Origin of the sequence: Lentzea tibetensis (assembly GCF_007845675.1) — a bacterium.
GTDB lineage: Bacteria > Actinomycetota > Actinomycetes > Mycobacteriales > Pseudonocardiaceae > Lentzea > Lentzea tibetensis.
On record NZ_VOBR01000008.1, the window covers coordinates 271,270 to 295,771 of the forward strand.

Consider the following 24,502-nt stretch of genomic DNA (forward strand, 5'->3'; position numbering starts at 1 on the left):
TCGAGGTTACATAAGGGGTTGCGCAAACCCCAACCGCCCCCTACACCACCTCTTGCTGGTCACCGATAGCATTCGGCAACTACGCGGGGTAATTCCCCTCACACATCTCCCCAGGTGACGGTTGTGCCGAACGACGCGAGTGCTCTGCTGACCATCTCCACCGTGCTCCTCTGCGCGGCACTCCTGTGGGTGCCCGGTGGTCTCGCCGCCGCGGCCGCGGGGCTGCGCGGGTGGACGCTCGCGGCCGTCGCCCCGGTGCTGACGTACGCGATCGCCGGCCTGCTCGGGCCGTGGATGTGGAAGGTCGGCATCCCGTTCAACCCCGTGACGTTCGCGATCGGCACGGTGGTCTTCGTCGGGTTGTTCGCGCTGGCCAGGCGGTTCTCCCCCGGTGCGGAACCCGCTGACCGGTGGCCGTTGCGGGCCCACCTCGCGGTCGGCGCGACGCTGCTCGCCGCCACGGCGTTCGGCGCCGCGGTGCTGATGACCGCGATGGGCGACCTGAACGCGATCCCGCAGGACTGGGACGCCGGGTACCACGCGAACGGCATCCGCTACATCGCCGAGACCGGCGAGGGCAGCCTGTACGCGACGGGCCGCGTGAACTGGTACGAGGTACCGCAGGGCGTCTTCTACCCGAACGCCTACCACCTGGTCGGCGCGGTCGTGTTCAAGCTCGGCGCCGCACCGATCCCGGCCGTGCTCAACGCGAACACCGCGCTGCTGCCGGGGATGCTCGCGTTGTCGCTGGTCGTGCTGGTCAAGCACTTCCGGCGCCGTGCCGTGACCGCCGGCTACACCGCGATCGCCGCCGTCACCGCGACCAGTGCGACCTACGACAACCTGTGGCGAGGCCCACTCCTGCCGTTCACGGTCGGGCTCGCGCTGACGCCGGTGCTCGCCGTGGTGCTGGACCGGTACCTCTCGCGGCCCGGTTTCGACACCGGCGCGGTGTTCGGCGGGTGCGCGGTCGGCCTGCTGGCGTTGCACTCCAGCACGTTGTTCAACGGGATCCTGTTCGTGCTGCCGCTGCTGGCCCACCGCTGGTGGCGGGCGTGGCCGCGGATGCGCCGCGAGCTGGTGCTGCTGCTGATCCCGGCCGGTGCGGCGGCCCTGTTGTGCGCGCCACACCTGCTCGGCGCGTTGACGATCGGTGGGCAGATCCAGCTGATGGACTGGCCGTCGACGTTCCCGGTGAGCCAGTCGGTGGGGACGTTGATCACGTTCCAGCACGTCATCCCGCACCCGCAGTACTGGCTCTCGGTGGCGCTGATCATCGGGCTCGCGACGTTGTCGCACCTCGCGGGCCTGCGCTGGATCGCATGGACCGCGGCGCTGTTCGGGGTGTTCTGGGTGCTGACCGCGTCGTTCCCGCAGCCGTGGGTGGCGAAGGCGACGAGCCCGTGGTGGAACGACCAGTTCCGGCTGATCGCGCTGGCCTGCGTGCCGCTGGTCGTGGTCGCGGGCAACGGGCTGACCTGGGTGCACGACCACCTGGACCGGCTGTTGCGGCGGCGTGTGCCGGTGCTGTCGTCGATCATCGTGCTGCTGGCGTTCGCGCTGCTCACGCACGGTCTGTACTTCCGGACCAACGTCAACCAGGCGTACCGCGCGTACGGCTACACGGCGCGCGAGGACCAGTCGTTCGTCGTGACGCGCGACGAGGTCCGGGCCATGCAGAAGCTCGGTGAGCTGGTGAGACCGGGCGAGCGCGTGATGAACGACCGGATGGACGGCACGCTGTGGATGTACGCGATCGCGGGCGTCCAGCCGGTCGCGGGGCACTACGACGGGTCGCTGGAGGCGCCGTCGATCGGGCTGCTGCAGGCGCGCTTCAGGGACTACGACCGCGATCCGGCGGTGCGGGACGCGGTGCGGCACTTGAACGTTCGTTATGCGCTCGTTGGACGCGGATGGGTGCGGCAGTGGGTCGACCGCATGCCCGGTGTGCGTGACCTGGACCGGGAGTCGTTCCTGGAGAAGGTCTACGAGAACGCGGACGCGACCGTCTACCGGTTGAGGTAGCTCACACCAGCTCGGGCAGCACGTCCGACGCGACCTCCTCCAGCACGGACTCGCGTCCGGCGTGGATGCCGTCGGCCCTCGGCCAGTGCGACAGCGCGTCGGTGAAGCCCAGCTCGCGGGCCCTGCCGATGGCGTCGCGGAAGCAGTCGACGCTGGCCATCGAGTACTGCGGCGCCGAGTCGAGGTGCACGTAGCGGTCGACGGTCGAGCGCTTGCGGCCGATCGACTCCAGCACCTCGTCGAACGCGCGCGCCTGCTCGGCGATGTCGCGCCACCAGTCGGCGGCGGTCTCCGCGGTCGAGCCGGTGGCGAGCCAGCCGGTGCCGTATCGGGCGGCGATGTCCATGGTGGCCGCGTCGTTCGCGGCGATCAGGAACGGGAGCCTGGGTCGCTGCACGCAGCCGGGCTGGCTGTGCGCCTGCTCGGCGGCGAAGTGTTCGCCTCGCCACGTCGTCGTGTCGCGGGCGAGCAGGCTGTCGAGCAGGTGGACGAACTCGCCGAAGCGCTGCTGGCGGTCGTCCTCGGGGCGGTCGCCGAGGACGGTGGCGTCGTACTCCGACTCGCCGACGCCGACGCCGAGCGTGAGGCGGCCGTCGGAGATGTCGTCGAGCGTCAGCAGCTCACGCGCGAACGACACGGGGTGGCGGAAGTCCGGGGAGGTCACGAGGGTGCCGAGCCGGATCTTCTCGGTGATCATGGCGGCCGCTGTGAGCGTCGGCACGGCGGAGAACCACGGCCGCTCGGGCTGGCTCTGCCAGCCGAGGTGGTCGTAGGTCCAGGCGTGCTGGAAGCCCAGCTCTTCGGCCACCCGCCACTTCGGTTCAGCCACCCACCACCTGTGTTCGGGGAGGATCACAATGCCAACGCGCACCCCACGACAGTAACGACCAATGCACCATGGACAGGTGCAGAGACCACGAATGGTTGCTTCGGATGTCGACGGAACGCTGCTGGGAGTCGACGAGCGGGTGAGCGGGCGCACGGCGTCGGCGACCGGTCGGGTGCGGGAGTCCGGGATCCCATTCGTGCTGGTGAGCGGGCGTCCGCCGCGCTGGATGCCGGGCGTCGCGGAGCAGGCGGGGGTCGACGGGCTGGCCGTGTGCGCCAACGGCGCGGTGCTCTACGACGTGGGTGAGGACCGCGTCATCTGGCAGCGGGGCCTGACGACGGTGCAGCTCGCGGACGTCGCGAGCGCGCTGGACACCGTCCTGCCTGGTGCGGGGCTGGCCGCGGAGCGGATCGGGAAGTCCGCTTGGGACATCGACCCGTTCGTCGCCGAGACGGCGTACACCGATCCGTGGGGCAACGGTCAGACCGTCGTCACGCGGGCCGAGGTGCTGGGGCACCCGGCGGTGAAGCTGCTGGTCAGGAAGGCCGACATGCGCAGCGGTGAGATGGCTGAGGCGGCGCTGGCCGTGCTGCGCGACGAGTTCAGCGTGACGTACTCCACGAACTCGGGGCTGATCGAGATCGCCGCTCGGGGTGTGACGAAAGCCTCAGGGCTGTCCGATGTGGCCGAACGCTTCGGTGTCGCGGCGCCGGACGTCATCGCGTTCGGCGACATGCCGAACGACGTGCCGATGCTGCGGTGGGTCGGTCACGGCGTCGCGATGGCCAACGCGCACCCCGATGCGTTGGAGGCCGCGGACGAGGTCACGGCGTCCAACACGGACGATGGGGTCGCTTTGGCGCTGGAGCGCTGGTTCTAGTCCTCGGCGGGAACCGGGGCGATGCCGCGACGGCGCTGCGCGTAGGACAGCAGCGCTGCCAGGCCCGCGGAGCCGAGGTCGGCGACGGTGAACATGAGACGCGACACCAGCGCCAGCGCGATGGCCTGGCCCGCGGGCAGGACGGTCGCGACGGCGGCGGTGATGACCAGCTCGCGGGCACCGAGGCCGGAGGGCAGGAAGAACGCCAGCAGGCCCGCGGTCATGGAGATCGCCATCGCGCCCGCGCAGAGCACGAGCGTGTCGAAGCGCGCCGAGCCCAGCGAGTTCACCAGCAGCCACAGGTGCACGCCGTAGCAGAGGTAGATCGCCACGGCGGCGCCGAGCGCCTTCAGCACCTCGACGCCGGTGAAGCGGCGCTCGATGGGCGCCTTGCGCAGCGTCTTGAGGACGAGGTTGACCGACCAGGTCAGCAGCTTCGGGTGCAGGAACGCGAGACCGACGACGAGCAGCGCGAAGAGCCACAGCAGCTGCTTGCTCTCCTCGCCGCCCTGCAGGATCACCGGCAGCGCGGCGAGACCGGCGATCAGTGACGCGACCACGCCGAGACCGGTCGCGACCAGGCCCGCGGTGAAGCTGCGGGCGCGGTTGACGCCGGCTTCCTTGGCGAGCTCCATCGAGAGGAGCACGGCCCACACGGCGCCAGGGATGTACTTGCCGAGCTGACCGACCAGGTAGAACTTCGCCGAGTCGATGTAGCGCACGGGTGCGCCGAGGTCCGAAAGGACGATCTTCCAGACGACCGGTCCGATGAAGACACCGATCACGACCATCAGTGTCGAAAGGACGACCGACTGCCACGGCAGCGAGAGCAGCGTCGCGGAGACCTCGTCCCACTGGGACACGAGCGAGTAGATCGCACCCGCCAGCACGAGGACGACGAGCAGGCGGCGGGCCCACGCGATGACGACGGCCTTGGTTGTGCGCGCGGGCTTCTCGGCGGGCACTGGTTCCTCGGTGTTCGTCGTCGTGTCGGGCTCGACGGTCATCGGTACTCCGCTTTCGGGGGGTTCGGCGTTGGCCACAGACCTGTGTCCCTGCTTCAGGGGTGTTTCTTCGCTGTTACCCCTGTTCGCACACCCTCAGAGGGGTCCCCCCAACAGGCAGGTAACCTGTGGAGCCGCGCCGGGGCGGGAAGCCAAGAGGTCACTGTACCGGACGCACTCCCACCGTCTCCGGAAGCGAAAGTCTGCTGCATGATTCCCATCACCGTCGTCGACGTACAGGACGCTGAGCCACTCGTTCTCGAGGTGCTCCGTTCCGGCGTCATCGCGCAGGGCCCGATGGTCAAGCGGTTCGAAGATGCGTTCGCCGCCGTGGCCGGTGTGCCGCACGCGGTTGCCGTCAACAACGGCACCACCGCACTGGTCGCGTCCATCCAGGCGCTCGACCTCAAGCCGGGCGACGAGGTCATCACCACGCCGTTCACCTTCGTCGCGACGCTGAACGCGATCCTCGAGGCGGGCGCCACCGCCCGGTTCGCGGACATCAGCGCCACCGACTTCAACATCGATCCGGAGAAGGTCAGCGCTCAGGTCACCGAGCGCACCAAGGTCCTCATGCCGGTCCACCTCTACGGCCAGATGGCCGACATGGGCCGCCTCGTCCCGCTGGCTGAGCAGCACGGTCTCGCGATCGTCGAGGACTCGGCGCAGGCCGTCGGCGCGACGTTCGAGGGCAAGCCGGCAGGCAGCTTCGGCATCGGCTGCTTCTCGCTCTACGCGACGAAGAACGTGACCACCGCCGAGGGTGGTGTCATCACCACGTCGGACGACGCGCTCGCCGACAAGCTCCGCGTGATGCGCAACCAGGGCATGCGCGCCCGCTACCAGTACGAGATGGCGGGCCACAACTACCGCCTCACGGACCTGCACGCGGCGCTCGGCATCCCGCAGATGGAGAAGCTGCCGCAGCTCACCGAGGCGCGCCGCCGCAACGCGGAGGCGCTGTCCAAGGGCCTCGCGGACGTGCCGGGCCTCACGGTTCCGACCGTCCTGCCGGGCCGCGAGCACGTGTGGCACCAGTACACGGTGCTCGTCGGCGACGACGCCGCGGTGACCCGCGACGAGCTCGCCGCGAAGCTCACCGAGAAGGGCATCGGCAACGGGATCTACTACCCGAAGCTGGTGTTCGACTACGACTGCTACCGGGAGAACCCGCAGGTCATCGCGTCCGACGTGCCGGTGGCCCAGAAGGTCGCCGAGCAGGCGCTGTCCCTGCCGGTCCACCCGAAGCTGACCGACGCCGAGCTGGAGACCATCGTCTCCGCCGTCCGGGAGGTGTTCGGCGCGTGACCGCCCTTCCCAAGATCGCCCTCGTCGGCGCGGGCATGATGGGCGCTCTGCACGCCCGCGTGCTGTCGCAGTCGACCCGCGTCGAGTTCGCCCTGCTCGTCGAGCAGCGCGAGGACGTCGGCAAGGAGATCGCGACCCGCTACGACACCACGTACGCCCCGGAGATCGGCAACCTCGACGGCATCGACGCCGTCGTCATCGCCGCGGCGACCGAGGCGCACTACGACATCGCGAAGCAGGTGCTCGCCCTCGGCAAGCCGCTGCTGGTCGAGAAGCCCCTCGCGGCGACTTACGCCCAGTCCGAGGAGCTCGTCAACGAGTCCGAGAAGCTGGGCCTGCCGCTGGTCTGCGGCTTCCTCGAGCGCTTCAACCCGGCGATCCTGACCGCGAAGCAGTTCGTGCACGACGTGGTCCAGATCAACGCGGTCCGCCACTCGCCGTTCGTGCCGCGCATCAAGACCGGCGTCGCGACCGACCTGCTGATCCACGACGTGGACCTGGCGATCCGCTTCATCGCCGACGTCCCGTCCGCGGTGAAGGGCTCCTTCGGCTTCTTCCACGAGCAGTCCCGCGAGAACCGCTCGGAAGACTCCGCGGACGCCACCATGTCGTTCGGCAGCGGCGCGCTCGCCACCATCTCGGCGAGCCGCATCAGCCAGCGCAAGGTCCGCCAGATCTCGGTGCTCGAACTCGACCGCCTGATCGAGATCGACCTCCTGCGCCGCGACATCACCATCTACCGCCACGTCGCGGACTCCCCCGCGGCCGACGGCGTCGGCTACAAGCAGCAGACCGTCATCGAGCTCCCGACGATCCTGCAGTCCGCCGAGCCGCTCGCCGCCCAGCTGAACCACTTCCTGGACCTGCTGGAGAAGGGCGCCGGTTCGGACGAGGTCATCGCGGAGCGCAACGCGATCCTCCCCGCACACCTCGCCGTGCACCACGCCACGGAGTCGGCTCTCGCCTGACCCTGTTGCTGCCCGATCGGGGTCACCGGCATCGTGCCCGGTGGCCCCTTTCGCATACCCGGCCCCGGTTTTCGGCGCTTCCGCTGCTGCGCGGTGTGTTTGTTCGCTTGCTGAGTCCTAAGTGGCGCAACCCTCTGCGGCTTTGCGGGTTGGGCGTGTCGACATGCCGGTCGTCGTGCGGGGGCTGCGCTTGGCTGCCGGTTCTCGTTGAGGCTGGGGGTCTTTGCTTGGCTGCCGGTTCTCGTCGGGGCTCGAGTCTTTGCCTGGCTGCCGGTCCGCGTCGGGCTGGGGTCTGATGGTTGCTGCGCTTCGGTGTTCTGCTGTCGTGGGTTGGGTCGCGCCTTCGGCGCAGCGATTGGGCCTTGACTTGGGGCCCCTCGCGGCGTGGTGGGCCGGCTCCGCCGGCAGGGAAGGGAACCTGCCGGCCGTTGAGGTGTACCACGCCGCACCCCAAGTCAAGGCCCAATCGCGCGGTGCCCACCACCAGCTGACTGCCGACGCGCAAACCGCCAGGCAGAACACACCGACCCACCTGCCGCCGGGCCCCCAGCTCGACCCACCTGCCGCTGGGCCCACCTTCCGCCCGATACGACACACCCCCGCCCCTGCGGGCCGCCGCCGACACAAAGCAAGGGTTCGACCAACCAGCAGGTACCAAGGGAGCCCAGCGAAACCGGCAGGGAGCCAAAAGAAAGAGCGCCCGCCGCACTCCCAACCCCCGCACTGCCCAACGGGCGCGGCCCCCGAGCCAAAACCGGCGGCCGAACGATCCCAAGCATCCGAAGGGCCGGGGCGGGGAGGGTCTCGCTGATCAGGCGCAGCCTTGCCACATCGAGAAGGCCCCGTCAAGGCACGCTTTTCGCCTTGACGGGGCCTTCTCGATGTGGCGACCGTGAGGTGATCAGCGAGACCCTCCCCGCCCACCACCAAACGTCACTCCGAAGCAGACACCCCCGACCGCCGCCGAGCAGCAACAGCCAGGAACAGGGAGTGCAACAACCCCAACAGGAGAGCCCCGATCAACAACTTCCACCCGAACCCGAGCCCAGGCGGCGAGAAGCTGAGATCCACGGTGGACTCACCCGAAGAAGTGGGAAGGTCGAGCTGGATCAACCCGGCAGGCCCCTGCTCGACCTTGACGTCCTTGCCGTCCACAGTGGCCGTCCACCCAGGCCAGGCGAGCGCCGCGAACAGCACCTTGCCGGATCCGCGGTAGGTGACCTTCTCGCCTTCGAACCCGGTCGAAGCAGCGGACGACACTTGCACGCCAGGCGACACGTACGACAGCCGCGACCCGGCGTACGGCAGGGCGGTGTCGCGCTTCAGCACCGTGACCACGGAGTTGCGCTCCTGCACCGACCACCCGGCGGGCACGTTCTCGGGGCCGTTCTCCTTGACGTAGCCGTTGGCCACCACGAGGGTCTGCAGGCGCACGGCGTCGGCGAGCTGCACGTTGAACGACCCGGCGTTCTTCCACAGGGCCGAGTACGCGGCCGGGCAGGTGCCGCCGAAGTAGTTCATGCAGAACGTCTCGGAGAACGCGGAGTAGCCGAGGCCCGTGTACGAGTTGAGGGCGTCTACGCCCGCGATCTCCCACTGGGAGCCGAACAGGGCGTGCTGCCACGAGGTTTCGGGCGACATGCCGCCCGAGTTCTTCTCCAGCGCGCCGAGGTCGGACACCAGCAGGGTGTTGCCCTGGTAGCGGCTGTCGAAGCGCTGCTTCATCTCCGCCACGTTGTGCGGGAAGTTCCACGGGTTGACGTTGAGGTTGCCGCGGTAGTGCGCGACCTGCAGGCCGAGGGTCGCGGCGGTGCCGAGGACCAGGGTCAGCGCCACGAACTTGGGGCGAGAACGGGCCGTGTACAGCACCGCGCCGAGCATGAGCAGGACGAGAACGGTCGCCAGTGCGTGCCAGCGGTAGCCGGTCGGCGTCGACGCCATGGACAGGTACGCGCCGAGGCCGACGAGGACGGCGGTGAGCACGATGCGGGTGCGGGCGGCGGACTTCTGGAAGCCCTTGGTCAGGAGCACCGCGAACAGCACCGAAAGCGGCAGGTAGACGTACTCGAGCAGGCGAGCGGGCCAGCGGAACAGCCACAGGTTCGACGGGCCGATGAGCAGCAGGATGTAGATGCCCGCGAACACGTACAGGCCGAGGTAGTCGCGCCACCGGTCGCGCAGGATCGACCAGGCCAGCCACGGGACCAGCGGCACCACGAACCACGCCATGTAGGTGATGGGGAAGCTGATCCAGCTACCGGTCCAGGTGTTGAACTGCGCCTGGTACGTGGGTGCGCTCATGCCGATCAGGTCGGCGAGGTTCGGCACCAGGAAGCCGTCGTTGCGGATCGAGTTGTCGGTGCGCCAGGTGACGGCCGCGCTGCCGAGCAGCGGGAAGAACACGACCAGCGACGACGCGCCGACGAGGCCGCCGGTGATGACCAGGTGACCGAGCTTGCGCCAGTTCTTCGTCACAGCGAGCTCGAGTGCGACGCCGAGCAGGATGAAGACCACACCGAGCGCGCCGTACGGGTTGCCGACGGTCATCGCCAGGTAGCCGAAGACGAGCAGCCAGATCGGGTTCGACTTGCCGGTCGCGAAGCGGCGGGCGGCCCACCAGACCCACGGCAGCCAGGCGAACGCCATCAGGCCGGCGACCCACGCGGAGGCGTCGAAGAAGAGCGTGTAGCCGGAGAACGGCAGGGCCGTCGCGACGGCGGCCGCGGCGCCTCGGTTGGAGCCGTATTCCCTGGCCAGGACGTACACGCCGACCGCGAGCAGGACGAGGAACTCGGTCTTGACGAACGTCGCGGCGACGGCGACGTCCGGCAGCAGCGAGACGATCACGTAGTTGCCCAGCGACACCGGGTTCCACAGGCCGAGCATGGCCTCGCTGGCGTAGTTGCCGCCCATCCAGCTCTCGGGCATCAGCGCGGGCCAGTTGCCCTGGCGCAGCAGCTCACCGATGCGGAACCAGTGCGGGAGGAACGCCGCGGCCGAGTCGTCCCAGTAGTAGAAGACCCGGTTGCGAATCAACGGCAATTGGGCAACGACCGAGACGAATGCGATAATCCCGGCGACCGTGAAAATGCCTGACCAGCGACTGCGCAACCCCACCCGCTCGCCCTCTCCCGGATCCGCCGACCCCAATTGATCAGCGGCTCTAGGTTCCGTGAGAGTCACAATCAAGATCCTTTCGGGTGCAGCCCCGCTGCAGGCATGCCCGGACCAATGGGCATTCTGGGGTCACGTTAAAGTTGCTCGCCGTTACGGTCGTGCGAGACCGCCCGGACACAGTCTGCCAGGGAGAAACTGTGGGAACACCAGAGCCCACCGATCAGCTCGTCCTCAGCTACGTCGTACCCGCGTACAACAGCTCGGACGCGATCGAGGCCACGCTCAAGGAGCTGGGTGACCGGCTTCAGGGGACCCACTCCGAAATCCTCGTGGTGGAGAACGGATCGACCGACGGCTCGCCGGAACTGCTGGCCAAGCTGGAGCAGGAGTGGCAGTTCGACGGCGTCGAGCTGCGCGTCCTGACCTCGGAGAAGGGCCTCGGCCACGCGCTGAAGAAGGGCATCGGCTCCTCGCGGGGCTCGTCCGTCATCCTCAGCGCCGACGACCTGCCGTTCGGGTTCGACGACCTGGACGAGGCGCAGAAGATCGGCCTGAACAAGCACAAGGTCATCATCGGCTCGAAGGCGCACCCGAAGTCGGAGCTCGACCGGACGCTGCTGCGTGCCGTGCTGAGCACCGGGTTCCTGGTTCTGCGCTGGCTGATCCTCGGCATGAAGACCCGCGACCCGCAGGGCACGTTCGTGCTCGACGGTCCGTGGGCGCGCGGAGTCGTGGGCAAGCTCACGGCGCCCGGCTTCCTGCTCACGACGGAGCTCGTCTACCTCGCCGAACTGGAGGGCAACCACCCCGTCGAGGTGCCGGTGAAGCTGCGCCGCATCCACACCGGCGCGGGCAGCACCATCCGCGTGTTCCACGACGCGTACGCGATGGGCATGGGGCTGTTCAAGATCCGCAAGCTGCACCGCAAGACGCACGGTCGCTAACGGGGGATCACCCGGTTCAGCGATAAAGCGCTGATGCGCACGTGCCGATTCAACAGCGCGTGCGCATCGCCGTCGTCAACAACTTCTTCCCTCCCCGAGTAGGCGGCAGCGCCCACGTCGCGGACACCCTGAGCAAGTACTACGCCGACCAGGGCCACGAGGTGCTCGTGCTGACGGCCGCCTACAAGGGCGCGCCAGCCGAGGAGGTCCGCGAGGGTGTGCGGATCGTCCGGCTGCCGTCGTGGACGCTGCCCGAGTCGAAGCTGTCGTTCAGCTTCGACATCACGTTCGCGCTCCGCTGGGGCAACCGGAAGCGCGTCTTCGGGCTGCTGGACGAGTTCCGCCCGGACGTGGTCCACCAGCACGGCCAGTTCTTCGACCTGACCTGGCAGACCGGCCTGTGGGCCAGACGCGAACGCGGGCCGACGCTGCTGACCATGCACACCCGCCTGCAGAGCCCAGGCCCGCTGTCCCACCTGTTCTTCAAGTTCCTGGACGCCGCGGTCGTGCGTCCGATCCTGTCGCTCATCCGCCCCACCTCGGTGGTCGCGATCGACACGGTCTTCCACCGCTACATCAAGCGCCGCTACGGCATCCCCGAGCACCGCATCGAGCAGGTCCCGATCGGCGCCGAGCTGGACCGCTTCGGCTTCCTCGACAAGGCCGCGGAACGCGCCCGCCTGCGTGAGCGCTTCGACACCGGCCCCGGCCCGCTCATCGCCTCGCTCGGCCACGTCATCCCGGTCCGCGACCGGGTGACGCTCGTGGAGGCCCTTCCGGACGTCCTGCTGGCCCACCCGGACACGAAGGTCCTGGTCGTCGGCCGCGTCTACTACACGCGCTTCCTCGAACGCGCGGAGGAGCTGAGCGTCCGCCACGCCATCATCTGCACCGGGCCGCTCCCGAAGTCGGACGTGCCCGGCGTGCTCGCCGGTTCGGACATGGAGATCCACGACCTGCAGGGCTTCGGCATCGGCATCGCGAGCCTCGAGGCCATGGCGTCCGGCACCCCGACCGTGATGGCCGAGCGCCCCGACTACTTCCCCGGCACCACGCTCGCCAGCGGCGCCGAGACGCTGCTGGTCCAGCCGGGTGACCCGGCGGAGCTCGCGGAGGCGATCGTCCGCCTCGCGAGCGACCCGGAACTGGCCGCCGACATCGGTGAGACCGGGCGGAAGTGGGTGTGCAACAACCTCGACATGCCCCTGGTCTGCGCCGCCAACCTGGCTATTCTCAGGCGACTGCACGAGAACAGGAGCGTGACGAGTGCGTCAGGTGATCGTCATCGGGGGCGGGATCGTAGGCCTGTCCGTCGCCCGTGAGCTGGCACTCCGCGGCAACGCGATCACCGTCCTGGAGAAGGAAGCGGGCTGGGCGGCGCACCAGACCGGTCACAACAGCGGCGTCCTGCACGCGGGCCTGTACTACAAGCCGGGGTCGCTGAAGGCCCGAATGTCCGTGGCCGGCAACGCGTCCATGGCCAGGTACGCCCAGGACAACGGCATCCCGGTCGAGATCTGCGGCAAGCTCGTCGTCGCCACGAGCAACGACGAGATCCCCCGCCTGCACGCACTCGCGTCGCGCGCCGAGGCGAACGGCGTCCCGGCCAAGCTGATCACCGCCTTCGAGGCCCGCAGCTACGAGCCCGAGGTGTCCTGCGTCGCCGCGCTGCGCGTCGAGACCACCGGCATCGTCGACTTCCCCGCGGTCTGCGCGTCGCTCGTCCGCGACCTCGACGGCCACGACCTGCGCCTGCAGTCGCCGGCGCTGGCGATCCGCACCCGCGGCTCCCGCGTCGAGGTCGCGACACCGCAGGGCGTGGTCAGCGGCGACGCGCTGGTGAACTGCGCGGGCCTGCACAGCGACCGCGTGGCCCGGCTGGCCGGGCTGGAGCCGTCCGCGACGATCGTGCCGTTCCGCGGCGAGTACTACGAGCTGCGCCCCGAGCGCAGGGACCTGGTCCGCGGCCTGATCTACCCGGTCCCGGACCCGGCGCTGCCGTTCCTCGGCGTCCACCTGACCCGCATGATCGACGGCAGCGTCCACGCGGGCCCGAACGCGGTGCTGGCGCTGCGCCGCGAGGGCTACCGCTGGCGTGACATCACCCTCGGCGACGTGGCCGATGTCGCCCGTTTCCCCGGCACCTGGAAGCTGGCCCGCCGGTTCGGCAGGACGGGCGTCGACGAGGTGCTGAGGTCGTTGTCCCGCAAGCGTTTCGCGGCCAGCCTGGCCCGGCTCGTGCCCGCCGTCGGCGAGGCCGACCTGGTGCGCGCCGAGGCGGGTGTGCGGGCGCAGGCGATGCTGCCGGACGGCTCGCTGGTCGACGACTTCCTCATCGAGTCCGCACCGCACCAGGTGCACGTGCTGAACGCGCCGTCGCCCGCCGCGACGGGTGCGCTGGAGATCGCGAAGCACGTCGCCGACCTGATCTAGAGGTCCTCCAGAACGCCTGCAGAGTCGTCTCCAGACGACTTGCAGTGATCTTGCAGCTACATCCCGCATTGTTCGTTGTGCCGGTTGGGGAACCGGCTCGACAACTGGGGGAGTTACAAGATGAACGTTCGCACGACCGTGGTCGCGACATCGGCGATGTTCGCCGCTCTGCTCGGCGCGCAGGCACCCGCCGCTGCCGCGCCACCCGATGACGAAGTCCGAATCCAGGTGTTCTGCGGCACGTACTCGTCGAACCAGACGCTGACCCGCAGCCAGGTGATCGCGAGAGCGCAGTCGTGGATCGACCAGGGCGTCGACTACAACCAGGACGGCTGCCACACCAACCAGTACGCCACCTACCGCAAAGACTGCTCCGGACACACGTCCATGGCCTGGGGACTCACCCAGTCGCACACCACCTGGACGTTGCACGAGGTCTCCAGGGAGATCCCGCGCTCCGACCTCAAGCCGGGTGACGCGCTGAACAAGTTCGACGAGCACGTCGCGATCTTCGCGGGCTGGTCGGACGCCGCGAAGACGAAGCCGATCATGCTCAACCACGGCGGGCCCGGCAAGGCGCACGTGGCGGTCTGGTCGGCCGACTACGCCGCCCGCTTCAAGCCGATCCGCTACAACAACATCGTCGAGGACGCCCCTGCTCCCACCAACGACGCTCCGTCCGTGTCGATCGAGAAGGACGTGCTGCAGGTGTTCGCCAGCGACCGCGGCACCGGCAAGCTGGTGACGAACTGGCAGAACGGCCCCCGTCAGGACTGGAAGGGCTGGACGCAGCTGAACACGGGCGCGGTCGGCACCCCGTCGTCGCTGCTCGACCACGAGGGCCAGATGAACGTCTTCGCGCGCCGCTCCGACGGGCACCTCGTCCAGATGTGGCAGGACGGCGACAACGGCGCGATCACCAAGTTCAAGGACCTCGGCGGCGACTTCGCCGGTGACCCGGTCGCGGTCCGCAAGCCGGACAACGTGAAGGTCGTGTTCATCCGCGGCACGGACGGCCAGTTGTGGCACAAGTGGCAGAACAGTCCGATCGGTGATTTCCAGCCTTCCCAGCTCGTGCACACGCACCTCGGTCAGATCGTCGGCAAGCCGTCCGTGCTGGTCGACGCGCAGGGCCGGTTCACCGTCTTCGTGCTGCGTGCCGACGGTCACCTGATCACGCTGGACCAGAGCGCGCCCGGCGGTGAGTTCACCCAGCACGACCTCCTGGGTGACTTCGCCGGTGACCCGGTCGCGGTCCGCAAGTCCGACGGCGCGATGGTGGTGTTCATCCGCGGCACGGACGGCCAGCTGTGGCACAAGTGGCAGAACAAGCCCGGTCAGCCCTTCGTCCCGTCGGAGCTCGTCCGCGACAACTTCGGTCAGGTGCTCGGCGCCCCGGCGGCCACGATCAAGGACGACCTGATCCAGGTGTTCGCCCGGCGCAACGACGGCCACATGATCACCGCGTGGCAGTACACCAACGGCGGCAAGTTCGACGGAGTCGACGACATCGGCGGCGACCTGGCGGCCGAGCCCGTCATCGGACGCCTGGCTGACGGCGCCATGTCCGCGTTCGCCCGGTTCAACGACGGCTCGACCAAGACCACGTGGCAGAAGACCGCAGGTGCCCCGTTCGAGAAGACCTGGAGCTACCTCCCCAACGGCTGACGCACCAACAGATTCCGGTCGAGCACACCATTCTTCGTCACATGAGTTCTGGGGGAATTCAGATGAGCAACAAGCATGCCCTGCGCATCACCACTGCGTTAGCCATCGTCATGCCGCTACTCGGCACCATCGGAAACGCTTCCGCCGCACCACTTCCCAACGACCCGCACGACGTTCGCGCCGCGTACAACTCGCTCCCGTGCGTCCAGGGTGGGCCCACCGCCGATGACGCGGCTACCGCGGCCCGGCTCAGCCCGCTGATGACCAGCAAGATGCGCGGCTACACCAACGCCTACACCGTGTCGTGTGCCAGGGCGGTCGTGCAGGCGGTGAAGACCCGCGGCCTGAACCCGCGCGCCGCAACGATCGCGCTGGTCACCACAGCCGTGGAGTCTCAGAACCACAACCTCGACGGTGGTGACCGCGACTCCGTCGGTCTCTTCCAGCAGCGGGACTCGTGGGGCAGCTTCCAGCAGCGCACCAACCCGGTGTGGGCCACGAACGAGTTCCTGAACAGCATGGAGTACTTCTACCCCAACGGTTCCTGGAACAACGCGCCCATCGGTGACGTCGCGGCGGACGTGCAGCGCCCCTCAGCGGAATTCCGCTTCCGGTACGGCGTCGAGGTCGGCGACGCGACGAAGATCGTGAACGCGCTGTGGACGATCGGTGCGGGGACGAGCGAGGCTCCGTCGGTGGTGGTGGAGGGCAGCGGTGCGATGCAGGTCTTCGCCCGTGACACCAACACCGGCCAGCTCATCACCAACTGGCAGAACGCATCCGGCTCGAACTGGAAGGGCTGGACGAACCTCGACACTCGCGCGGTCGGCACGCCGTCCTCGCACCTGGACAGCGCCGGCCAGATGAACGTGTTCACCCGGCGTGACGACGGCCACCTGATCCACCTGTGGCAGGACGGCCCGGACGGTGCGATCGACCGGATCAAGGACCTCGGCGGCGACTTCGCGGGCGACCCGGTCGTGGTGACCAAGAGCAACAACGTCAACATCGCGTTCATCCGCGGCACCGACGGCCGCCTCTGGCACAAGTGGCAGGACCCCGACAACGGCTACAAGTTCGGCGACTCGGCACTCGTCCACGACGCGCTCGGCACGATCGTCGGCAAGCCGTCCGTCCTGATCGACGCCGAGGGCAGGCTCAGCGTCTTCGTCCTCCGGGCAGACAACCACCTGATGACCGCGTGGCAGACCACGCCCGGTGGCCCCTTCACCCTGGATGACCTCGGTGGAGCGTTCGCGGGTGACCCCGTCGCGGTGAGGAAGTCGGACGGCACCCAGGTCGTGTTCATCCGCGGCACGGACGGCCAGCTGTGGCACAAGTGGCAGATCGAGGCCGGTAAGAAGTTCGTCAACTCGGAGCTCGTCCGCGACAACTTCGGCCAGGTCCTCGGCGCACCCGCCGTTCAGGTCTCCAACGACGCCATCCAGGTGTTCGCCCGGCGCTCCGACGGCCACATGATCACCGCCTGGCAGTACACCGCCGGCACCAAGTTCGACGGCGTCGACGACATCGGCGGCAACCTCACCACCGACCCGGTCATCGGCCGCCAGGCGAATGGCACCAAGGCCGCATACGCCCGCTTCACCGACGGCTCGATCATGACCACCTGGCAGGACAACGCCGGTGGCGCCTTCAACAAGAACTGGACCTACCTCAACAGCTGACCGGGAACAGCGAAGCGGGCCAGCACGAGTCGTGTTGGCCCGCTTCTCGTTGTGCGTGATCGCAGACCAGGTGACGTTCACAGTGTGAACAACCTGTAACCCCTCTGCAGGTACTTGAACAGCGAACTTGCAGTGGCTTTGCAGGTGCTTCCCGCAGTGTTCCCGGTGTCAGAAGCATCAGGAACTGGGGGACTGAGAAAGATGCAACTGCGAAGAGCAGGAATCGTGCTGGCGCTGACCGCGACGGCGATGACGTTCGCCGGGATGTCGGCGGGTCACGCCGCACCCGCACCGGGAGCCGGCCAGGGTGAGCCGACCGCAGCCGAAGTTCAGCAGGTCGTGGTCACCGCGAGCCCGATCAGCCGCGGCGAGGTGATCGCGAGGGCGCAGACCTGGGTGGACGCGCGGGTTCCGTACAGCCAGAAGGTGAAGTACAACGGCTACCGGACCGACTGCTCCGGGTTCGTCTCGATGGCGTGGCGGCTGTCCGACTCCCTGAGCACCGAGACCCTCGTGAACGTCTCGCACCTGATCCCCAAGAGCGAGCTCCGTGCGGGCGACATCATGATGAACGGGGGACCGGGCAGCGGGGGCAACGCCGGACACGTCGCGATCTTCGAACGCTGGGTCGACGGCTCTCAGACGAGCTACTGGGCCTACGAGCAGGCAGGCCCGGACGGAGCTCCCACTAGCCACCACAAGGTGCCGTACCCGTACTTCGGAAATGACAACCGGTTCAAGCCGTACCGCTACAACCACATCGTCGACGACACGACCGGTTCCTCGCTCTCCGGTGACGGCAGGGCCGAGATCGCCAAGGTCGGGGACGACGGCAACGTCATCGCCTGGCGCAACGACAACGGCTTCGCACCCGACACCTACCGCACCAGCAACCTCTTCGCCACCGAGTTCACCGCGGACAACATCCAGTTCGCCGACCTCGACGGCGACGGCGGGACCGAGATCATCAAGGTCGGAGCCGACGGCAACGTCATCGCCTGGCGCAACGACAACGGCTTCGCACCCGACACCTACCGCACCAGCAACCTCATCGCCACCGAATTCACCGCGGACAACATCCAGTTCGCCGACCTCAACGGCGACCGCAAGGCCGAGATCATCAAGGTCGGGGACGACGGCAACGTCATCGCCTGGAAGAACGAAGGTGGCTTCGCCGATCGCCCCTACCGGGCCAGCGCCATCATCGCCACCGAGTTCACCGCGGACAACGTCCACTTCGGCGACCTCAACGGCGACGGCAAGGCCGAGATCGCCAAGGTCGGGGACGACGGCAACGTCATCGCCTGGAAGAACGAAGGCGGCTTCGCCTCGGACACCTACCGCACCAGCCACATCATCGCCACCGAGTTCACCGCGGACAACATCCAGTTCGCCGACCTCAACGGCGACGGCAGGACCGAGATCATCAAGGTCGGGGACGACGGCAACGTCATCGCCTGGCGCAACGACAACGGCTTCGCACCCGACACCTACCGCACCAGCAACCTCATCGCCACCGAATTCACCGCGGACAACATCCAGTTCGCCTGACGCCCACGCGAGACTTGAAGGGACTGACAGCCATGAAAAAGCTGACCGCTGCCCTGCTCGCCACGGCGTTCGCAGGACTGGTAGCAGGCACCGCACACGCCGAACCGCAGGAAGTCGAGTCGCGGTACGGCCCGATGAACGCTGTGACCGCAGCCGGTGAACAGGACTTCATCAACCTCATCACGCCGGACGCCCAGGCCGTGCAGGCGGAGTACCGGATCCCGGCCTCGGTGACCGCCGGGCAGGCGATCCACGAGTCCGCCTGGGGTCGCAGCAAGCTCACCGTCAACGACAAGAACTACTTCGGCATCAAGTGCCATGACAGCCCGCCGAAGCCCGGACCGATCGCGATCGGATGCGCCGGGTACCCGACGCAGGAGTGCACGCCGACCTGTCACCCGACCACGGCGTACTTCCGGGTCTACCGCTCGATGACCGACTCGTTCCGCGACTACGGCAGGACGATCACCCAGACCAGAACCTACGACTACGCACTTCCGTACCGGGACGATCCCGACCGGTTCATCCGAGAGATCGCCAAGAGGTACGCGACGGATCCCAACTACGCCAACAGTGTCATCGCGTTGATGCAGACGCACAACCTGTACCGCCTGGACACCCGTACGGGGTCCTCGCTCTCCGGTGACGGCAGGGCCGAGATCGCCAAGGTCGGAGCAGACGGCAACGTCATCGCCTGGCGCAACGACAACGGCTTCGCCGATCGCCCCTACGGCGACGACGCGATCATCGCCACCGAGTTCTCCAACGACAACATCCAGTTCGCCGACCTCGACGGCGACGGCAGAACCGAGATCATCAAGGTCGGGGACGACGGCAACGTCATCGCCTGGAAGAACGTCCACGGCTTCGCCGATCGCCCATACGGCGACAGCCACATCATCGCCACCGAATTCACCGCCGACAACATCCAGTTCGCCGACCTCAACGGCGACCGCAAGGCCGAGATCATCAAGGTCGGGGACGACGGCAACGTCATCGCCTGGCGCAACGACAACGGCTTCGCACCCGACACCTACCGCACCAGCAACCTCATCGCCACCGAGTTCACCGCGGACAACATCCACTTCGGCGACCTCAACGGTGACGGCAGGGCCGAGATCGCCAAGGTCGGAGCCGACGGCAACGTCCAGGCATGGCGCAACGACAAGGGCTTCGCCGATCGCCCATACGGCGACAGCCACATCATCGCCACCGAATTCACCGCCGACAACATCCAGTTCGCCGACCTCAACGGCGACGGCAGGACCGAAATCATCAAGGTCGGAGCCGACGGCAACGTCATCGCCTGGCGCAACGACAACGGCTTCGCACCCGACACCTACCGCACCAGCAACCTCATCGCCACCGAGTTCACCGCGGACAACATCCAGTTCGCCTGATCACAGAAACGAGGAAAGCCGCACCGGGCTCCGGTGCGGCTTTCCTCGTTCGTCCAAAAAGAACTGTCAGCTCTGGACGGTCACGAGGCGGGTGAACTCGGCGAGCAGGTCGTAGCCGTCCCAGCGCTCGGAGAACGTGAGCGCGTTGCCGAACGGCACGATGCGGTCGATGCCGCGGCCGGCCAGGTCGTGCGCCAGCGACTCCAGCTCCTCCTGGGAGAAGCCGAACACCGACAGCGTCTGGTCCTTGCGCTCCACCATAGACACCAGCGCGGACAGCGAGGGCAGCGTGGCGAACGGGAAAGTGCCCGCTCCCAACCACTCCCGCGGCACGTCTTCCGGTGCGGTGAGCTCCAGGGTCGCGACCGCGTTGCCGTCGAAGGAGATCGACGTGGCGTGGCCGTCCGCGGCGACGCCGTACGCCGACACCCGCTTCTGCACGGCCATCGCGGGCTCGACGACGTGGTTCTTGGCTTCCAGCACCGCGCTGAGCTCCTTGCGGAACTCGACGCGCGCCTGCTGGGCCGCGACCTCGTCGCCGACCCAGAACAGCGCGCGCGGCGACGAGCAGGCGGCCTGGTCGAACCAGTAGGAGTCGTTGTAGAAGCCGACGGCGACGTCGCGCTTCTGCTCCGGCGTGGCGTTGTTCCAGCCGTCGACCGAGAGCAGCGCGAACGAGGCGCGGTCCGGGAACGTGACGTCACGCGAGTGCGGCGCGAGGGGCAGCTTGCGCACCTCGTTGACGGCGCGGTCACCACCCCAGATGACGCGCAGGTCGCACGCGGCGGACAGCGCGGCCGTCACCTTGTCGTCGCGGTCGTACGTGACCATGACCTGCGTCTCGGCCACGGCCGGGTGCGCGTCCTTCAACGCTTCGTTCAGCGCCTCGACAACAGCTTCGGCCGCACCGGCGGAACGCGGCGAAATGCGCACCACGTTGCGGTTTCCGGCGAGCGCCGACAGCGCCCACGAGTACACGAAGATCGTGTCCACGTTGGCGGGCGGGATGTGGAAGACGAGCCCGCGCCCGAACCGCAGCACGCCGGCCGGGGTCTCGAGCTGGCGCAGCACCTTCGCGATCTCGCCGCGACGCAGGAAGAAGCCGAGCGACGCCAGCTCGGGGAAGCGACGGGCGGTCGCCGGGGCGAGCAGCTTGCGCGCGAACGACACCAGGAAGTCCACGATCCGCTCGTCGCCGACCTTCAGGCGACCACCGGTGGGCTCACCCGAGATGCTCGCGAGCAGCTCGTCGACGGAGGAGACGTCGGATCCAGCGGGAAAACGCCGCTTCATGAGGCAACCGCTCCAGAGAAGGTGTCCGAACAACCGCGGGCCTCGGCGCGCGGGAGCCTGCCGAGCACGGAGAACCGCTTGCCCGGCCAGTCGCCGTCGTCGATGCCGTGCACCACTCCGAGGTCCTCGGTCAGCAGCACGTGGCCGGGGTAGGAGCGCGGCAGCGTCGAGACGACCTCGATGACGCCGGGCTCGCCGACCGGCTGCTCCTCCCAGGTGTCCGGGTTGCGGATGATCACGTCCGCGAAGTCCGGGCAGTACAGGGAGTTCCCGGACGGGCCCTCGAGGAACACGGTGCCGATCTGCTCGATCATCCCGTAGTAGTTGTAGATCCGGGTCAGGCCGGTGTCCTCCGCGAAGCGGCGGCGGAACTCGGCGTTGTCGACCGCGATGTCGATCAGCTTCTTCCAGCCACCGGAGTGGATCAGGATGCCGTTCGACAGGTCGAGCTCGTTGTCCCGAGCGACCTCGTAGAGGTACTGCCACACCATGAAGGTGAAGCCGAAGATCAGGAACGGCTCGGAGCCGTGCTTCGCGAGGAACTCCTTGACCGCCTCGACGTCGGGCTGGTCGTTCTCGTCCAACGCGTAGACGTGGCCGCGGCCGAAGGTCGCCATGCCCAGAACACCCGCGCCGCGCGCGGAGAACGAGCGGCGGTTCTTGATGATGCTGATCGTGTCGACCATCAGCATCGGCAGTCGCTTGCCGCCGAGCACTTCCTGCAGCGTCGCGCCGAGCTGGCGGGTCTGCACGCCGGCGGCTTCCTTGTCGAGGTAGATCCGCGACGCGCCACCGCCGGTGGTGCCGGACGAGGTGAGGACCTTGAAGACCTCGTCGTCCGGAATGGACTTCAGGTCGTGCGTCTTGAACATCCGCACGGGCAGCCACGGCAGCGACTGCAGCGAGTCGAACGGCTCACCGGACTTGATGCCGAGCGACGACAGGATGCGGTCGTACTGCTCGGAGTTCGCCCGGTGGTGCTCGGTCAACTCGGTCAGCTCGGCCAGCAGCGCGGTCTCCCGCTCGGCCTGGCCGCGTCCGAACACGCTCATACCCGTGCCTCCAGGGACCGGTAGTCGATCTTGCCGCTGGCCAGCTGCGGGAAGCCGTCGGCCTGCCGCACGTCGAAGCCCGTGACGTGCATGTGCAGCGTCTCGGACAGCAGCTTCGCGGCCTGCTTGCAGGTGTCCTTGTCGGCCCCGTCGAGCCACACGACGACCTTGTCGCCCGCGGGCACGGCGGCGGCGGCGCCGAAGCCCTTCACGATCTGCTCCAGGTCGTCCAGGCTGACCCGGTTGCCGAACACCTTGCCGATCCGCTTCAGGCGGCCGGTGATGTAGAGGAACCCGTCCTCGTCGAGGTAGCCGAGGTCGCCGGTGATCAGCGCGCCGCCGGTCTCGTCGCCGAGCGCGAGCTCGGCTTCCGACTCGGCGTAGCCCATCATCACGTTCGGCCCTCGGTACACCACCTCACCGACAACACCGGCGCCCGCGAGTTCGTTCCCGTCCTCGTCGCGGATCGAGAACTGTCCACCGGGGAGCGCGGGGCCGGCCGAGCCGATCTTGTCCGCGAGCCGGTCCGAAGGAACGGTCGCCATGCGCGGCGCCGCCTCGGTCTGGCCGTACATCACGAACATCTGGCCGCCGACGGCGCGCATCTTGTCGTTGAACTCCGTCACCAGCTCGGTGCGAAGCTTGCCGCCCGCCTGGGTGAGGGTGCGCAGCGTCGGGTACTTCGCCGGGTCGAACCGCAGCCTGCGGAGCATCTCGTAGTGATAGGGCACACCCGCGAGTGACGTCGCGCCGTACTGCGTGACCGCGTCCCAGAAGGGGCGCGCGACGACGCCGGAGCCCTCGATCAGCACGGTCGCGCCGACGCGCAGGTGGCTGTTCAGCACGGACATGCCGTAGCTGTAGTGCAGCGGCAGGCTGGTCGGTGCGACCTCGTCCGCGGTGATGCCGAGCACCTCGGCGATCGCGTCCGCGTTCGCGAGCAGCGCGGAACGCGACAGCCGCACGAACTTCGGGTTGCCGGTGGAACCGCTGGTCGGCAGCAGCACGGCCAGGTCGGGGTGCGGCGCGACGCCCTCGGCGTCCTCGCGCACCCACTCCGCCGAGTAACCGGCGGGCGGTTCCTCCTCGATGCCGAGCACCGCGGCCGGACGGAAGCGCTCGACGAGGTCGTCGAGCACGTCCCTGTCCTGCGCGGCGTCGAGCAGCGCGACCGCGCGGCCCGCCTCGAGCGCACCGAGGTAACGCAGCACGCTCGGCAGGTCCAGCCCGGTCCGGAGGAAGAGCACTCCGGGCGGCAGGTCGGCGAGAGCCTTCGCGACCTCGGACACCCGGCTGGCTAGCTCGGCACCGCCGAGCAGCTCACCGGTCGCGGCGTCGCGCAGGCGAGCCTGAGCGTGCAACAGCGTCACAGCACCAAACCTCCGTCGATCCCGAGCACCTGGCCGGTCACGAAGGACGCGTCGTCACTCGCCAGGAAGCGGATCACCTTGGCCACTTCTTCCGGGGTGCCGAGCCTGCGGAGCGCGGTGGTCTCCTTCACGCGCTCGAGCACCTCGTCGGACTGCTCGGAGATCAGGTCCGTCTGGATCACACCGGGTGCGACCGCGTTGACCCTGATCCCCTGCTTGCCGAGCTCCTTCGCCGCGGACTTGGCGGTCGCGACCAGCGCGGCCTTCGACGCGGCGTACACGGTCTGCCCGGCGTTGCCGCGCTCACCGACGATCGAGCCGAGCAGCACGATGGAGCCGGAACGCTTGCGCATCATCGCCCTGGCCGCGGCCTGCACGCAGGTGATGGTGCCCGCGACGTTCGTCGCCAGCGTGGTGGCGATGTGCTCGTCGGTGAGCATGCCGATGAGGCCGCCTTCGAGGATGCCCGCGCTGGCCACGAGCACGTCGATGCGCCCGTGTTCCTTCGCGATGTTCTTGAAGACGTCCTTCACCGCGGCCGAGTCGGTGACGTCGAGCGCGACGCCCGAGACCCGCTCGCCCAGCTCGGCGGCGCGCTTCTCGGCGGTCTCCCGGTCGCGGCCCGTCACGACGACGGTCGCGCCGGCCTCCGCGAGCGCGGCGGCCGTGGCGAAACCGATGCCGCGGGTACCGCCGGTGACCACCGCGACCTTGCCGGTGAGGTCACTCACCGGCGCCGAGACCCCGCAGCATGTCGACGGCGACCTTGAAGCTGCTCATGTCGATGACCTGCTCGGTCTCGAACTGGACGTCGAACTCGTCCTCGATCGAGGCGACCAGCGCCATGTGACCGACCGAGTCCCACGCCTCGATGTCGCGGTACTTCAGGTTCTCGACGTCGACGGAGTCGTCGAGCTGGAGGGCGTCCACGAAGACACCACGAAGACGGTCGTTCAGGGACATGCTTCTCTCGTT

The 24,502-nt window shown here is 68.3% G+C and carries 19 protein-coding genes; 11 read left to right on the plus strand and 8 right to left on the minus strand.

What is annotated here, in order from left to right:
- Nucleotides 1-114: 114 nt before the first annotated feature.
- Complete coding sequence (locus FKR81_RS15535) at nucleotides 115-2,025, plus strand: DUF6541 family protein (protein ID WP_235921564.1); 1,911 nt, start codon at nucleotides 115-117, stop codon at nucleotides 2,023-2,025.
- A 1-nt stretch (nucleotide 2,026) separates the two neighbouring features.
- Here FKR81_RS15535 and FKR81_RS15540 read toward each other — a convergent pair whose 3' ends face one another.
- A complete protein-coding gene (locus FKR81_RS15540) occupies nucleotides 2,027-2,896 on the minus strand; it encodes an LLM class flavin-dependent oxidoreductase (protein WP_146352468.1) in 870 nt (289 codons plus the stop codon).
- 34 nt (nucleotides 2,897-2,930) lie between these two features.
- On the opposite strand from FKR81_RS15540, the gene FKR81_RS15545 reads away from it, so the two are divergent.
- Nucleotides 2,931-3,734, plus strand: coding sequence for an HAD family hydrolase (locus FKR81_RS15545; protein WP_146352470.1), 804 nt, complete (start codon nucleotides 2,931-2,933; stop codon nucleotides 3,732-3,734).
- Here FKR81_RS15545 and FKR81_RS15550 read toward each other — a convergent pair.
- Complete coding sequence (locus FKR81_RS15550) at nucleotides 3,731-4,741, minus strand: lysylphosphatidylglycerol synthase transmembrane domain-containing protein (RefSeq protein WP_146352472.1); 1,011 nt, start codon at nucleotides 4,739-4,741, stop codon at nucleotides 3,731-3,733. The two genes, FKR81_RS15545 and FKR81_RS15550, sit on opposite strands and share 4 nt — an antisense overlap.
- Nucleotides 4,742-4,948: 207 nt before the next feature.
- Here FKR81_RS15550 and FKR81_RS15555 point away from each other — a divergent pair, with 207 nt between their 5' ends.
- Nucleotides 4,949-6,046 carry a DegT/DnrJ/EryC1/StrS family aminotransferase gene (locus FKR81_RS15555; protein ID WP_146352474.1) on the plus strand — a complete coding sequence of 366 codons (1,098 nt, stop codon included), beginning with the start codon at nucleotides 4,949-4,951 and terminating at the stop codon, nucleotides 6,044-6,046.
- The gene (locus FKR81_RS15560) at nucleotides 6,043-7,014 is read left to right on the plus strand and encodes a Gfo/Idh/MocA family protein (protein WP_146352476.1); all 972 of its coding nucleotides are present in this window, start codon (nucleotides 6,043-6,045) and stop codon (nucleotides 7,012-7,014) included. Before FKR81_RS15555 ends, FKR81_RS15560 begins: the two co-directional genes overlap by 4 nt.
- A 933-nt stretch (nucleotides 7,015-7,947) precedes the next feature.
- On the opposite strand, the gene FKR81_RS15565 is transcribed toward FKR81_RS15560, so the two are convergent.
- Entirely contained in the window at nucleotides 7,948-10,050 is a 2,103-nt protein-coding gene (locus FKR81_RS15565; protein ID WP_146352478.1) for a glycosyltransferase family protein, read from the minus strand.
- A gap of 278 nt (nucleotides 10,051-10,328) precedes the next feature.
- Between FKR81_RS15565 and FKR81_RS15570 the strand changes: the two genes are divergently transcribed.
- From FKR81_RS15570 to FKR81_RS43580, 7 genes are all read left to right on the plus strand, one after another.
- Nucleotides 10,329-11,075, plus strand: coding sequence for a glycosyltransferase (locus tag FKR81_RS15570; protein WP_146352480.1), 747 nt, complete (start codon nucleotides 10,329-10,331; stop codon nucleotides 11,073-11,075).
- Between the two features lie 41 nt (nucleotides 11,076-11,116).
- A complete protein-coding gene (locus FKR81_RS15575) occupies nucleotides 11,117-12,397 on the plus strand; it encodes a glycosyltransferase family 4 protein (RefSeq protein WP_146352482.1) in 1,281 nt (426 codons plus the stop codon).
- Nucleotides 12,342-13,508 carry an L-2-hydroxyglutarate oxidase gene (gene lhgO, locus FKR81_RS15580; protein WP_146352484.1) on the plus strand — a complete coding sequence of 389 codons (1,167 nt, stop codon included), beginning with the start codon at nucleotides 12,342-12,344 and terminating at the stop codon, nucleotides 13,506-13,508. The genes FKR81_RS15575 and lhgO overlap by 56 nt, the downstream gene beginning before the upstream one ends.
- A gap of 120 nt (nucleotides 13,509-13,628) precedes the next feature.
- Nucleotides 13,629-15,176, plus strand: coding sequence for a hypothetical protein (locus tag FKR81_RS15585; RefSeq protein ID WP_146352486.1), 1,548 nt, complete (start codon nucleotides 13,629-13,631; stop codon nucleotides 15,174-15,176).
- Between the two features lie 62 nt (nucleotides 15,177-15,238).
- Nucleotides 15,239-16,861: a hypothetical protein gene (locus FKR81_RS15590; protein WP_146352487.1), complete on the plus strand. Its 1,623-nt coding sequence runs from the start codon at nucleotides 15,239-15,241 to the stop codon at nucleotides 16,859-16,861.
- A gap of 201 nt (nucleotides 16,862-17,062) precedes the next feature.
- Nucleotides 17,063-18,412 (plus strand): C40 family peptidase, encoded by a 1,350-nt coding sequence (locus tag FKR81_RS15595; RefSeq protein ID WP_146352489.1) that lies wholly within the window; start codon nucleotides 17,063-17,065, stop codon nucleotides 18,410-18,412.
- Between the two features lie 32 nt (nucleotides 18,413-18,444).
- Nucleotides 18,445-19,812, plus strand: a complete 1,368-nt coding sequence (locus FKR81_RS43580; protein WP_186762986.1) for a glucosaminidase domain-containing protein — start codon at nucleotides 18,445-18,447, stop codon at nucleotides 19,810-19,812.
- A 66-nt stretch (nucleotides 19,813-19,878) separates the two neighbouring features.
- Here the strand turns inward: FKR81_RS43580 and FKR81_RS15605 are convergent, their stop codons facing one another.
- The 5 genes from FKR81_RS15605 to FKR81_RS15625 are packed head-to-tail and all read right to left on the minus strand — an operon-like array spanning nucleotide 19,879 to nucleotide 24,490.
- Complete coding sequence (locus FKR81_RS15605) at nucleotides 19,879-21,105, minus strand: acyl-CoA reductase (protein ID WP_146352491.1); 1,227 nt, start codon at nucleotides 21,103-21,105, stop codon at nucleotides 19,879-19,881.
- Nucleotides 21,102-22,157, minus strand: a complete 1,056-nt coding sequence (locus FKR81_RS15610; protein WP_146352493.1) for a LuxE/PaaK family acyltransferase — start codon at nucleotides 22,155-22,157, stop codon at nucleotides 21,102-21,104. The genes FKR81_RS15605 and FKR81_RS15610 overlap by 4 nt, the downstream gene beginning before the upstream one ends.
- Nucleotides 22,154-23,527 (minus strand): AMP-binding protein, encoded by a 1,374-nt coding sequence (locus FKR81_RS15615; protein ID WP_146352495.1) that lies wholly within the window; start codon nucleotides 23,525-23,527, stop codon nucleotides 22,154-22,156. Before FKR81_RS15615 ends, FKR81_RS15610 begins: the two co-directional genes overlap by 4 nt.
- Nucleotides 23,524-24,258 carry an SDR family NAD(P)-dependent oxidoreductase gene (locus FKR81_RS15620; RefSeq protein WP_146352497.1) on the minus strand — a complete coding sequence of 245 codons (735 nt, stop codon included), beginning with the start codon at nucleotides 24,256-24,258 and terminating at the stop codon, nucleotides 23,524-23,526. Before FKR81_RS15620 ends, FKR81_RS15615 begins: the two co-directional genes overlap by 4 nt.
- Nucleotides 24,251-24,490, minus strand: a complete 240-nt coding sequence (locus FKR81_RS15625) for an acyl carrier protein (protein ID WP_146352499.1) — start codon at nucleotides 24,488-24,490, stop codon at nucleotides 24,251-24,253. Before FKR81_RS15625 ends, FKR81_RS15620 begins: the two co-directional genes overlap by 8 nt.
- Between the last annotated feature and the right edge of the window lie 12 nt (nucleotides 24,491-24,502).

What these genes read in the sequence shown, in the direction of transcription:
- FKR81_RS15550 (WP_146352472.1), bottom strand. Translation starts at nt 4,741, where the DNA reads ATGACCGTCGAGCCCGACACGACGACGAACACCGAGGAACCAGTGCCC.
- FKR81_RS15555 (WP_146352474.1), top strand. Translation starts at nt 4,949, where the DNA reads ATGATTCCCATCACCGTCGTCGACGTACAGGACGCTGAGCCACTCGTT.
- FKR81_RS15585 (WP_146352486.1), top strand. Translation starts at nt 13,629, where the DNA reads ATGAACGTTCGCACGACCGTGGTCGCGACATCGGCGATGTTCGCCGCT.
- FKR81_RS15590 (WP_146352487.1), top strand. Translation starts at nt 15,239, where the DNA reads ATGAGCAACAAGCATGCCCTGCGCATCACCACTGCGTTAGCCATCGTC.
- FKR81_RS15595 (WP_146352489.1), top strand. Translation starts at nt 17,063, where the DNA reads ATGCAACTGCGAAGAGCAGGAATCGTGCTGGCGCTGACCGCGACGGCG.
- FKR81_RS43580 (WP_186762986.1), top strand. Translation starts at nt 18,445, where the DNA reads ATGAAAAAGCTGACCGCTGCCCTGCTCGCCACGGCGTTCGCAGGACTG.
- FKR81_RS15605 (WP_146352491.1), bottom strand. Translation starts at nt 21,105, where the DNA reads ATGAAGCGGCGTTTTCCCGCTGGATCCGACGTCTCCTCCGTCGACGAG.
- FKR81_RS15610 (WP_146352493.1), bottom strand. Translation starts at nt 22,157, where the DNA reads ATGAGCGTGTTCGGACGCGGCCAGGCCGAGCGGGAGACCGCGCTGCTG.
- FKR81_RS15625 (WP_146352499.1), bottom strand. Translation starts at nt 24,490, where the DNA reads ATGTCCCTGAACGACCGTCTTCGTGGTGTCTTCGTGGACGCCCTCCAG.